Source organism: Verrucomicrobiota bacterium, from assembly GCA_037139415.1.
Taxonomy (GTDB): domain Bacteria; phylum Verrucomicrobiota; class Verrucomicrobiia; order Limisphaerales; family Fontisphaeraceae; genus JBAXGN01.
Genome location: JBAXGN010000219.1, coordinates 1 through 12,004, shown reverse-complemented (window position 1 = coordinate 12,004; position 12,004 = coordinate 1). Strand labels below are relative to the sequence as shown.

Sequence of the window (12,004 nt, the reverse complement as noted above, 5' to 3'; positions counted from 1 at the left end):
GCTCCCAGCCCAGCCAAGGGCCTCAAAAAATGACCAAGGGTTTTTCAGCAGAATCCATTCACGGAATAGAAAAACACCACGGTATTGGTCCGGGAATAATTTCCCGCCGCATCCGTCGCGTAGGCCGTCACGGTATTGGTTCCTGCCGCAGGGGTCATCTGCGCGCTCCAGGTTCGGTAATTATTGGTGCTGCTCACCAGGGAAACAGCACTGCCATTGGCGGCCAGCACCACGCCCGCCACGCCGACGTTATCAGACGCGGTGCCCGAAACTTGCAAGGTAGGCTGGGAACCGAGAAGACGCGAGCCATTGGCCGGGGCGGTGATGGCAAGCAGCGGTTTGACGGTATCCGTGACGGTCCCGCCGCCGGAACCATTAAGAATGAAAACGCCTGCGGTGTTGTCTTTGAAACCGGCGCTAAAGGCGAGCTTACCACTTACATACCCTTTGGTTTGTGCCTGAGCGTACGACACGGTTTTACCGTTGATTAGCGAACCAGGCCCCGCCAAGAGCGTCAGCGTGTTGCCGGTGATCGCCAACACCCCTTGCCCGACCCCCACCGAGTATCCGGAAAAAATCACCTTGCCACCATCCACTGCCAGCGGCGCAGGAAACAGAAAATTATTGGTAAAGCCAGCGTAGCTGTTTTTGGGGTCATAGATGGTGGTTAAACCAGTGCCGTCCAGGTTCGCGGAAAACAACGCGTGGGTATTGGTATCGTAAAATCCGAGGAAATAGACTTTGCCGCCCGCCACCAGTGGAGGGCTGGAAAAGCGGGTAAAAAACCTATTGGTCCCAGGCACGGTGGTATTTCTTGTGGCAATAGTGGCCACTGTGCCATTTTTCAGGATGAAGATTCCCTCGTTCACATTGTTGGTACCATCCACGCCCCAAAAACCAATGGCGCCGTGTTCCACACTCAATTGGGCACTCATCGAAATATCATTGGTGCTGCCCGGGAATTTGCTGCCAGGCGCGAGCAATTCCGTCAGGACTCCATTGTCAAAACTGTAAATACCGCGCTGATTTTGGGAAATCACGGCCAGAAAATACAGCTTAGTTCCCTCCGCCTCAGGCGCACCAAAGGTCACAAACTGCCTCCCGGGACCGGGCTGGATGGTGGAGCTGTCAAACACCCGCACCAAGCTGGTCCCGTTGTGCTGATACACCCCGGTTCGCCCCGCACCCATGCCCACAAACGTCGGCTTACCCGCTTGGAACATCATGGAATAAGCCGAGAAGTTGGTAAAAACACCACCGCCGCCACTCGGAACGGAGGTCGCCTTGTCCACCAGGAGACTGGAACTGCTACCCGACCAGAAATACAAGGTGCTCTGGTACGGATCATAGGTGATATGTTCGAAGATGACTTTGGTGCCTTCGTAAGCGACGTTGCCGAAGTTTGAAAATTTGTTCGTCTTTCCCGGCACGGTCATGGAAGTGTCCGCCACGGTGGTATAAGTCGGGGTGGAGGCACCAGAAGTGAAAGCGCCCAGCAGCGCGAGCGCCCAAAGCTTTGAATAAGTATTGATCATAACGTCTATTAGTAGCCTGCCAATCATAGACCGGTTTTCCCACCTGTCAAACACCGGTTGGAAGAAATATTATCCAGCGGCTAAACGCGGTCAGCGGTTCCGTTCCCGCAGAGTGCCTTCAAAGGTGTTTCAGCAGGAGAGCAACGCGAAACGTGGGCGCGATGAACCAACACTTGCAAGCGAAGCCATTGCACAAGCGATCCAAAGAGAACTGGTTCGCCGTATCAAACAAATCCCAAAATGACCTTCGCTATCGCGTTGGAGGTGGAATTAATCAGGGTCAGTGACGGAGCTCTGCTTTATGAGCGCCAGTTTGAATTCCGTGGTCGGTCCTATTATTTCACGCGCTGGGCGGAAAATGATGCCCGGCGCTTTCGGGTCGAATTAAAGGATGCCAAAATACTTTTGGCCGAGATCATTGCCGAACGACTGTTGCTGCTGGAATCCCAAAAATAAACTGGGCATGGCCTCAACCTGAGCGGCGATGAGTAGTAAAGATGTACAAGCCGCGGCAGGTACGTAGGTTTTTTCTTTTCTTAAATCGCCTATCTCCGTACCTTCCCGTTATGGCAATGACATTCGAGGAAGCTTGGGCCACCGTCAAAGCGCTTGCACAGGATTTTGAAGCGAATAAGGCGCATTATCTCTCTCCGACCTACCAGGAAAGCGAGGTTCGCACCGATTTCATCAACAAAATCCTCATTGCCCTCGGCTGGGACGTCAACCACGACTGGCAGAAGAACCCCTTCCAGCAGGAAGTCAAAGTGGAGCGCGGCGTTAATATGGGCACGTCCCAGCGCCGCGCCGACTATGCCTTTTATATTGCCCCGAACTTTCGCCGTGATGACGTGCGGTTGTTTGTGGAGGCCAAGAAACCCTTTGGCGACATTGCCACGCCGGACAATTGTTTCCAAATCATCCGCTATGCTTGGATTGCGGGCACGCCGGTTGCCGTTTTGACCGACTTTGAGCAATTCCAAATTCTCGATTGCCGCTATAAACCCCGCATTGATACAGCCACCTCCCAAGTCCTGCGGAAATACCACTACGCCGACTATTCCAACGCCGAGAAGTTTGGGGAAATCTTCCATCTCTTTTCCCGCGATGCCGTCGCGGCAGGCTCCCTCGATAAATTCGCCGCCGATCTTCCCAAGAAGCGCGGCAAAGGATCATTGCTCAAAGGCGACACCCAAAGCTTCGATGACGCCTTCCTTGAAGAACTGGACGAATACCGTGATATTCTCGCCCGCGCCTTCAAGAACAAGAATCCTGAACTCGAAGGCGAAACCCTTACCGAAATCACCCAGCGCACCTTGGATCGTCTGGTCTTCATCCGCTTCCTGGAGGATAAACAAATCCTGCCGGATTACCTCGTCGCGCATTTCGGCAAGAAAGGCACCGCCTGGCAGGACTTCGTCGCGGCTTCCCGCAAACTGGATGGCATCTACAATGGTATTGTCTTCAAGGCCCATTCCATTCTCGACTCCGCCAGCTTCAAGGTGGATGACGATGCCTTTGCCGACATCTGCAAAAGGCTCTCGCACCAGTACACCTCCTACCCTTTCGACTGCGTCCCCATTGAAATTCTCGGTAGCATCTATGAGCGGTTCTTGGGGAAAGTCATCACCACCACCGATAAACGCGCCAAAGTCGAGGAGAAGCCCGAGGTTCGCAAGGCCGGTGGCGTCTATTACACGCCTGAATATATTGTCCGCTACATTGTGGATAACACCGTCGGCAAACTCATCGAGGGGAAAACTCCTAGCCAAATTGCCGAACTGCGGTTTGCGGATATTGCCTGCGGCAGCGGTTCCTTTCTGCTCGGGGTCTTCGATAAATTGTTGATCTACCATCGTGATTGGTACAACGCCAACCCGGACAAGGCGAAGAAGGCCGGATGCGTCCAGCGGGAAGACGGTGCGTGGCACCTCTCCCTCAAGCAACGCCGCGAAATCCTTGTCAACAACGTCTATGGCGTGGATATTGACCATCAGGCTGTGGAAGTCGCCCAACTCTCTCTCTATCTCAAGCTGCTGGAAGAAGAAACCATTGGCACCGCCCGCGAATACCAACTTGAATTCCACGAAACGCTCCTGCCTTCCCTTAACAAAAACATCCTCTGTGGCAACTCCCTCATCGGTACGGATGTTTTGACCGGACAACTTTTTGAGGCAGTAGAAGAAAAGAAGCTCAACCCAATGGATTTTGAAGACCGCTTCCCGCAAATCTTCCAGCGGAGACCGGCCAACTACGAATTACACGAAACCGCAGCGGTGCCACTCGACTACACGGCACCTGGAGTGCCGCTGCATGGCAGCTACAGTCGCAAAAAGAAACCAGGAAATAAAGAGGTGGCGGCCACGACCATACTGCCACCGGAATGGGAAGGCGGCTTTGATGCTATCGTCGGGAATCCACCGTATGGGGCTGAGACTGGCAAAACAGCCATTGGTTATTTTCGCGAACATTATCAAACACTCGCAAATTCATTGGATACTTTTATTGCTTTCGTGGAGAGAGCTGCATCAGTAATCAAACCCAACGGTTATCTTGGCTATATCATTCCGTCTGGATGGGTTTCAACCCCATCATGCCGAAAGCTAAGACATCTTTTTGTGCGTGATTTCTTCCCGGAATCATTCGTTTCATTACCTTACGATGTATTTGATGGTGCCTACATAGATGCAATGATTGTCACGGCACGCAAGTCTCGAAACGATAAAGCGTGGACGGACAGCAGCTCGGATTCGTTGGTGAGGCTGTTTGTGTTCCCAGTTCGATTTAAAATCAAAGGAGCGGAAGATTTTTACAAGTTTAAAAAGATTGGGGATCTGAGTGGATGGCTGGTTAATGAAGATTCCGAGTTTTTAGTCACAGCGTCCCGTGAGGAAACACAGTTGGTGACAAAACTACGTAAGCAGAAAAATAAATTTGAAGACGTTGTTATGGTCATGCGTGGAATTGAAGAGTTCCACCCGCGCCCAGCAAGCGGAATGGCTCGTGCAGTACGGGCCTTTAATGGAGAAATGCGCCGATACATCCTTGATCTGGGCGAAATAGCTTATGAGGACTACACGCCATCAATTGAAGCTGGAAAACCGGAGCGTTTCTTTGCGGGTACCCGTTTACTGTTACGCCAACTGCTGAGTCGAAAATTTAGACTACAAGCCGTTTATGCTGATGAAATATTTCTCACGAACCAATCGGTCCAGAGTTTGATTCTAAAGCCAGGGTGTTCAATCTCATTAAAAGCCATTCTCGCTATTTTGAATAGCCGGATTATTTCATGGTATTTCTGCCAAATTAACACAGTCGCAAGGAGAGACGATTTTCCAAAGCTTATCATCAAACAAACTCGAGAACTCCCATTTCCAGCCAATATTGAGAGCAGCGTCCAAACCCGTTTAAACTGCTTGGTTGAACAAATGCTGACGACGCAAAAACAACTCGCCGTCGCGATGAGTGATAAGGACAAAGATTTCTACGGCAATAAATGCGTTGGGCTGGATCGCCAGATTGACGCGCTGGTGTACGAACTTTACGGCCTAACCCATGAGGAAATCAAAATTGTGGAGATGTCGGTAAAATGAATACGCTGTATTTTTTCCTTGTCGTCAATGTTGATTATTGGGCGAAGTGTGCCGCCATATTAGGTGGTGCTGTCATACTGCTAAAAGGTATTTGGTGGATTTTGGGAGTAATTGCGAAGAGTCACATTACGCCCAAGCAAAAAGAAATTCTCATTCATGCTGCTGACAAAGGAGATTTGTTTATAATTGTGGTCAATGGTTTTGGAAAATGGGTCCGCTCTGGAGAACAAACATTAGGTTCAAATGATGATCCCGCCATAAACGCTGCCTATATCGAAGAGTTCGACAGTCTGATTGCTCGTAGATTTATTGAACATCAAAAGGGTCATTATTATCGCCTAACAGGAAAGGGATTCAATAGAGCTAGGGGATTGAAAGAAACAGAGCAATTACAAAAAAGTCAGCAAGAAGGCAAAACGACAAATAGTTCCACACGATGAAGCTATAACTTTCAAAATAATATCCTCCCGTCAGCCCGTTTGAAAAGGCCACGAGTTATTGTCCGCTGTGTTTGGCCGATGGCATTGTAGATGAGGTTAACCACTATTGCCGTCTTTCTTTGCCAGAGAGTCTGGTGGAGGAATTGGCCGAACGGGCCGAACATGTTTTTGCCCATCAGCCCCATTATCGCAAACCGGTCAAAAGCCGGACTGGGCGTGGTTGAATCCGCATTTTTCATGTGCCATTGGCTAGCCTCCGCGCTGCAAAAGAACCACCCGCGCTGGTACCGCCAATTGCCGGAATCCTTCAAAGTTGGTTATCCACTGCCGCCCCATCCACCTCAAGACCGGGCAAAAGTCGCTCCCAAGCCACTCCGAAGCTTGGCGGCTTGAATCCAAGAACGGTCGCACATTTACAAAACCGCTAGGCACGGCAGCGGGACACTTTCAATCCTTTTCACCAGTCATGCCAGCGTGTCAGCGGTACATCCAATGACTCTTATCAGAGCGTCCCTCGTCAGCGGTATGCACCTAACGATTCCTGTTTGATCATCCCTCGTCACCCAGGCACACCTGATGACGCTTGTTGAACCGTCCTTTGTCGTCGGGACACACCGGATGACTTTCGTTTGGTTGTTCCTGACACAAGGAAGGACCGGAGGACTCTTGTCAGGTTGTTCCCGGTCGCCAGGACACACCGGATGACTTTCGTTAGGTCGTTCCTTGTCTCAGGGAAGAGGCTGATGACTCTTGTTAGGTCGTCCCACCACCTAAATCGTCCTGACGACTCCTGTTTGAACGTTCCCGGTCACCCGGAAGGACTTAACGACTCTTGTTTGGTCGTTCCTTGTCACCGGGAAAGACCTAATGACTCTCGTTGGGTGGTTCCCTGACACAAGGGAGGACCAAAAAAGTCTTGTTTGCTCGTTCCCGGCCACCCGGAAGCTCCTAACGGCCTCCGTTAGGTCGTTCCCGGTGGCAAGGATGGGGCTAACAAAACCTGTTTGATCGTTTGCGATGCAACCAGCCATCCACCCCTACTCAACCGCCCAGCCAATGCATGCCCAAGCGGATGACCAGCGGGATGGTCAACACGGAGACGAGCGAGGTCGCCACGACGATGCGGACCGCCAAGGGGGCGTCGCCGCCGTAGTGTTTGCTCATGATGATGGGGAAGACGGCGGCGGGCATGGCGGCTTGCAAGAGGATGACATGGCGAAGTTCCTTGGGCGCGGGCAGGTATTTGGCCAGTACGAGAAACAGCACAGGCAACACCGCCATACGCACCAACACGGCCAACCATGACAGCCGGTCAATCTTGGATAGCTTGAATTCGGCGGCGTAGTCCGCCATGGTGGCACCGACCAATACCAGCCCCAGCGGGATGGCACATTGACCAAGCAGCTTGGCGGTTTCCAAGATGAAGACCGGCAGGAAGTGTTGCGCGCCCAGCAAGTTCAAAGGCAGGGCCAGGCCGACGGCCACGAGCGGCACCGTGATAAATTTGCGCCAGCCATGCTCCAGTTTGTGGCCGGTCAGCACCGCGTAGCCGATGCTCCACAGGGCCAGTTCCACGCCGACGTTATGAACGAACAGGACGCCCGCCGTTTCCCGGTCGAACAGGGTTAACGCGAGCGGCAGCGGCACGTAGCCATAGTTATAAATGCCAGTGACGAGGGCAAAGGTGCGCTGCATCACCGGCGAATCCCCGCCCCACCATCGGACCGCCAGCCAGGCGATGCCAATCCCCACCGCGACGGTGCCGAACCCAACGGCGGGCGCGAGCATCAAGGTCCCAAGGTTTTCCAGCGCCTTGTTACCGAGCACGTTGTCCAGCACCAAGCAGGGGTAAAACACGTTGATGACCACCCGCATCAGGCTGTCATCGGCATCCTTGTTCAGCCAGTTCGCACGGCGCATGAGCGCGCCCGCCAGCGCGACACAGACGACGGGCAGCACCGCGTAGAGGACGGTGAGGAAGGCGCTCATGAGGGGTAAAATCCGAAGGCCGAAAAGCGAAATCCGAAACCCGAAAACGATAGAAAATTCACTCCGTTCATGAGGTTAGTTCGCCGCGACCAATTCGCACAACCGTTTCGGTTTTCGGGATTCGGAGTTCGGGTTTTCCCCCGCTCATTGCCCTTTTATCTGAAAGGCCTTGGGTATCCCGTAGAGTTCCACGACGCGCCGGGTGGCGGCTTCCAATTCATCGGCATCCAGCACCAGGTGGCGCATGGAATCGCTGCGCATGAAGACCAAATTATGGAATCCATTCTGCGGCTGCTTTAGCGCCGACTGTAACTCCGCCAGCGTGCGCACGGAACGACCGTTGACCTGGTCCACCACCAACCCCCGTAATTCCTGGTAACCGATATTAAAACGGTCCGGCAGGACATACGAGAGCAACACCAGCGAGGGAGTATTAGTGGTGACGGGCTCATGATCATAATACGTCAAACGGAAGGGCGCGGCCCGCCGCCAATCAGCGCCCCAGCTTCGCAACAGCGGCCGGCTCATTGGTTGAAACAGCAATCCGCCGGAAATCACGTATTCCGGTTCCCGGTCATAAACATGGTCCGGCAACAGTTTGGAGTCATAATCAAACTTGGGCAGCCGATAGTTGACGGTGATCTCCTTGCCCTCACGCCAGACCTTAAGCCGCACCACATCACCGGCGTACCGATTGCGCACCGCCAGGTTTTCCAGGATCAGGCGTCCGTAGTCGGGGTCCTGATAGTAGCCTTGCACATCAATATCAAAACCATCCACTTGAAGCACGATGTCCCGCAACTTGAGGCTTTCGCCCGCCTTGGCACCCTCCGGCACCTGGGTAATGATGACCCCGCGCGGTTCGCCAGTCTGATTCAAATAGGCATGCGTGGCAATGTTCTCCGTCGGCTGCCAAAACCAGGGAAAATACCCCAGGCCGCGCCACTCTTTTTTACGGGTGTCCAATACGCCTTTGATGAACGTACTCATGAGGGCGCGGCCATGTTTATCCGCCTGGCTGCACACCAGGGCGGCAAGCTTGCCACCGCAAAAAATCGGTTCGCCAAACCCCAGGGAGACCATATCCGTATCAAATTCAAGGAAGAGCGCCGGGACCGGACTCAGCCGTGAATCATCCACGTGGTATTGATTGAAGTCGGCTTTCCGAATCTCCAGGTTGCCGCTTTTCCAACGGGCCAATTGGAGGTTATCCTTATCCGGGCTGGTGCCAAGAATGTCCACAGGTTTTAGCCCTTTCCAGAACTCGTCGTCGTCCGTGGTAACCAAGGCCAGGTCGGCATGATAGTCCAGCCAGGTGACCTTCATTTCATACCATTTGCCATGGCCGCCTTTTTGCGCGCGCACCATGATACGGTTGAATAGATCCTCCGCCGTGGTCAGCAATTCCCGTGGTCCAATCACCACTGCCGGCTTGAAGATGGTCTGCGGACGGCTTACCCACGGCTGCTGCATATCATGCTGTTTGCGGGTGGTTTCGAGGGTCACGATGGCGTTTTCCCACGCCGATCCATTGGCGGAACGGGCGGACTTGGCGTCCACGCGGCCCGGCAGGCAGCACACCATGGCCAATGCATAAACGGGTATAAATCGAAGCAGGTTCATAAGCGGCGATCCTTGGGGAGATTGTAGGTTTTCAAAATGGCGGCGTTGGCGGCGTCGGCAGCCTGGCGATCCAGACATTCAAACGTGCCGCGCGGCAGGAATTCCAAGGTATGCTGCGCGCCCTGGCCGGCCTGGAAAGCCCGCACGACATCGTCCAATTTTTCAATGCGCATGCCGTTAATCTTATCCACCAGCAGCCGGCCCTTGACGCCGAAATTGGCATTTACGGGCGCAGACAGCACACCGGAAAGCACCACCGGTTCCGGTCGCGCGCTCTCCGGGGTTTCATGCGGACGATAGAACAATTCGTAGATCAATTCGGCGCTGGCCGCGTCGGACCAATTCTGGCCGAAGGTCTTTAGATAATCCAGGCTCAGCGGAGTAAACACGAGCCCGCCATAAACAAAATAGCGCGGCAAGACATCGTATTGGTTGCCAGCGCTCTTATCCTTTTCGTACATTTTGACCGGCATCTGGATATCCACCCCTTTACCCTTGCGCCAGACTTTGAGTGGGAGCGTTTCGCCATGTTGCACTTCCTGAAAGGCGGCGGCCAGATTCATGCGGTTGCCTTGGTAAACAATGGTGCAATCACTGCCCACTTCATAAGCGCCGACTTGCAATAACACGTCATCCTCCTGCAACAGACTTTGCGCCGAGGTTCCATGGACCAGACTATCCACCCGGCAACCCACAGAACTCCGCTCCGGCACCTTCAGGGCGCGGCGTTGGGCCGGGTTATGCAACGGCAGCGGACGAATGCCCGCCATGGGGTAGCCGTCATATTTTCCATCCGCAATGTCTTTGAGAAAATGCTGAATGACCGGCGGGGAAATGAAGAACCCGGTGTTTTCCAACCCTTGCATGCCTTGAAAGGCCACCCCGACGACGCGGCCATCCTGAATCACCGGCCCGCCACTGTTGCCCGGGTTGATGGCGGCGTCCGTTTGCACCGCCACGAAAGCGCGGTTGCCAATGTGGGCGTAGGTCTGAACCTCAATGCGTGAGACCACGCCCCGGGTGTATGAGATTTGCTCTCCGCCAGCCGGGTAGCCATACGTGGTCACCGCCGTGCGCACTTTGGGCAAAGTGCCAAAACCCAACGGTTCAAGGCCGTCAAAGAACGATTCATCCTCCACCTTCAACAGCACCAGATCGCAATCGTGCCCGACAAACTCGACCCGCGCCTCGTACGGCTTCGGGTCCTGGTAACGGCGCACCAGGATTTGCCGCGCCCAACTGACCACGTGCGCGTTGCTCATGATGCGTTTGCCGGCAATGACAAAGCCAGTGCCACCGGCACGTTGCACCGGTTGGGAACGCCACGGGGCATCCCACATCGGCTGTTGGCTGGACGTAAATATCTGGACTACGGATTTCTCCGGTTCGGTTTCTGCCGCCCCCAGGCTGGCCACCAAAACCAGACCGAGTCCCAGTCCGCATAAGCGTTGTATATGCACGCCCCGAAGATGCCGAACCGCAGCCCAACTTGCAAGCATGGACAAGGGAGGGAATTCCGAAGGCACCCCGAAGGGTGTGCCAGAGAGGTTGGGGAAATGGTTTTCTAAAAAATCCTGAAAGGATTATGTCATCGGAGCCCAAGGTTGAATCGGTCAGGGGAAAAGGGCCGATTCTACCTTGGGTACAACGCCCCCCGTGACTGGGCAACCCTGAAGGGGTTGTGGCAATGGCCGGTGATCCCCATCCCAGTGGAAATTGACGCAACCCATACAGGGTTGATTGGAAAAGGTGGGGCGCAAAACCAGCAACGGTTGCTCCCCCTTGCGCCCCCGCAACCAACCCTGGCCTCTGGTGACGCAATTCCTTCAGAATTGTTGCCTCCATCCGGGATGCGGGCGCTCAATCCGAAGGATTGACAGACAATAGCCTAATGACCCTGTCTAAGCCCACCCGTTGTCTTGGTTAAACTGCTGCGAAGCTGCATAAAGACAACTTCGCCGGCAAACCGAATAATCCAGCCCCGGTGTAATGCCTTCCTGATCAAAGGTTGTTTGCCATTGACAGCTTGGATTTCCCGACCCAGTATGACCACTCAAATGAAAAACCTGTCACCTGTAACAACGAACGAAAAGTTCGTTCAATATTACTGTTAGGCGGATTACGCGCTATGTGCAAAAGTCAGATTTTATCGGCTGCATGGGTTGCGATGCTGCTCGTTGGTTGCGCTGGTCATCGTCAGGATATTGCCCTGACTCCTTTGCCGTTATCTGAGCCGCTTGCCCCGCCGCAAGAGCCACTTGCTTTCACTTCATCGCACACATTGATGTATCACGATGTTAGCCTTTCACTGCGCACACCAAGAGATCCAGAGCTTAAGATGTGCGTGGTTTCAATTGCTCGCGACGGCACTACGACTATCCAGCTTGATTCCGGTGAGAAGCTTGCCGCCAAGCCGGGAGAGTTTTTTCCGTGTCGCCAATTCGGCACATCTGGGTTACAGCTTGTATCAGCATCAGGCGATACCGGCGCCGCAGTTTTCCGCCGCACAACTTGTGAGTCACGATGAGCCATCCGCATAACCATGCGCTGCAGCGAACGGCCTTTGGGCCGTCCGTTCGAGCGTCGCGGGAGTTCGTGAGCGCGTCGTGCGCTCCACCCGCCCCGCCGAGGCCATCGCTGAGCTTGGGTCGTTAGCACCCCTTCTGGGTGCGGTTGGTTTCTCATAGAGCATTGATCCGGGCATGGTTTCTGGCATCCCGACGGGACCGGAGGCCGAAACCCCTACAGGGTTTATCCTTTCTGACGGTGGGGACCCAGCAACGGTGTTAATTTTTGCAACTGTTTTCGGTGATTTTTTTATCCGTGG

Annotated in this window: 8 protein-coding genes; 4 read left to right on the top strand and 4 right to left on the bottom strand. The window is 54.0% G+C overall.

Annotation, left to right across the window (positions count from 1 at the left end; all coding sequences use genetic code 11):
* Positions 1-44 precede the first annotated feature (44 nt).
* Positions 45-1,535: an Ig-like domain-containing protein gene (locus WCO56_25880; GenBank protein MEI7733028.1), complete on the bottom strand. Its 1,491-nt coding sequence runs from the start codon at positions 1,533-1,535 to the stop codon at positions 45-47.
* A gap of 240 nt (positions 1,536-1,775) precedes the next feature.
* Between WCO56_25880 and WCO56_25875 the strand changes: the two genes are divergently transcribed.
* The 3 genes from WCO56_25875 to WCO56_25865 all read left to right on the top strand — a co-directional run bounded on the left by WCO56_25875 (position 1,776) and on the right by WCO56_25865 (position 5,565).
* Positions 1,776-1,991, top strand: coding sequence for a hypothetical protein (locus tag WCO56_25875; GenBank protein ID MEI7733027.1), 216 nt, complete (start codon positions 1,776-1,778; stop codon positions 1,989-1,991).
* A gap of 110 nt (positions 1,992-2,101) precedes the next feature.
* Positions 2,102-5,125, top strand: a complete 3,024-nt coding sequence (locus tag WCO56_25870; protein ID MEI7733026.1) for an N-6 DNA methylase — start codon at positions 2,102-2,104, stop codon at positions 5,123-5,125.
* Positions 5,122-5,565 (top strand): hypothetical protein, encoded by a 444-nt coding sequence (locus WCO56_25865; GenBank protein ID MEI7733025.1) that lies wholly within the window; start codon positions 5,122-5,124, stop codon positions 5,563-5,565. Before WCO56_25870 ends, WCO56_25865 begins: the two co-directional genes overlap by 4 nt.
* A gap of 1,041 nt (positions 5,566-6,606) precedes the next feature.
* Here WCO56_25865 and WCO56_25860 read toward each other — a convergent pair.
* The 3 genes from WCO56_25860 to WCO56_25850 all read right to left on the bottom strand — a co-directional run bounded on the left by WCO56_25860 (position 6,607) and on the right by WCO56_25850 (position 10,637).
* Positions 6,607-7,554, bottom strand: coding sequence for an AEC family transporter (locus WCO56_25860; GenBank protein MEI7733024.1), 948 nt, complete (start codon positions 7,552-7,554; stop codon positions 6,607-6,609).
* Between the two features lie 144 nt (positions 7,555-7,698).
* Entirely contained in the window at positions 7,699-9,177 is a 1,479-nt protein-coding gene (locus WCO56_25855; protein ID MEI7733023.1) for a hypothetical protein, read from the bottom strand.
* Positions 9,174-10,637, bottom strand: a complete 1,464-nt coding sequence (locus WCO56_25850) for a trypsin-like peptidase domain-containing protein (GenBank protein ID MEI7733022.1) — start codon at positions 10,635-10,637, stop codon at positions 9,174-9,176. The genes WCO56_25855 and WCO56_25850 overlap by 4 nt, the downstream gene beginning before the upstream one ends.
* Before the next feature lie 548 nt (positions 10,638-11,185).
* On the opposite strand from WCO56_25850, the gene WCO56_25845 reads away from it, so the two are divergent.
* Positions 11,186-11,704 carry a hypothetical protein gene (locus WCO56_25845; GenBank protein ID MEI7733021.1) on the top strand — a complete coding sequence of 173 codons (519 nt, stop codon included), beginning with the start codon at positions 11,186-11,188 and terminating at the stop codon, positions 11,702-11,704.
* Positions 11,705-12,004: the final 300 nt, after the last annotated feature.

Coding starts and splice junctions, on each gene's coding strand:
- WCO56_25880 (MEI7733028.1), bottom strand. CDS start 1,535: ATGATCAATACTTATTCAAAGCTTTGGGCGCTCGCGCTGCTGGGCGCT.
- WCO56_25875 (MEI7733027.1), top strand. CDS start 1,776: ATGACCTTCGCTATCGCGTTGGAGGTGGAATTAATCAGGGTCAGTGAC.
- WCO56_25870 (MEI7733026.1), top strand. CDS start 2,102: ATGGCAATGACATTCGAGGAAGCTTGGGCCACCGTCAAAGCGCTTGCA.
- WCO56_25865 (MEI7733025.1), top strand. CDS start 5,122: ATGAATACGCTGTATTTTTTCCTTGTCGTCAATGTTGATTATTGGGCG.
- WCO56_25860 (MEI7733024.1), bottom strand. CDS start 7,554: ATGAGCGCCTTCCTCACCGTCCTCTACGCGGTGCTGCCCGTCGTCTGT.
- WCO56_25855 (MEI7733023.1), bottom strand. CDS start 9,177: ATGAACCTGCTTCGATTTATACCCGTTTATGCATTGGCCATGGTGTGC.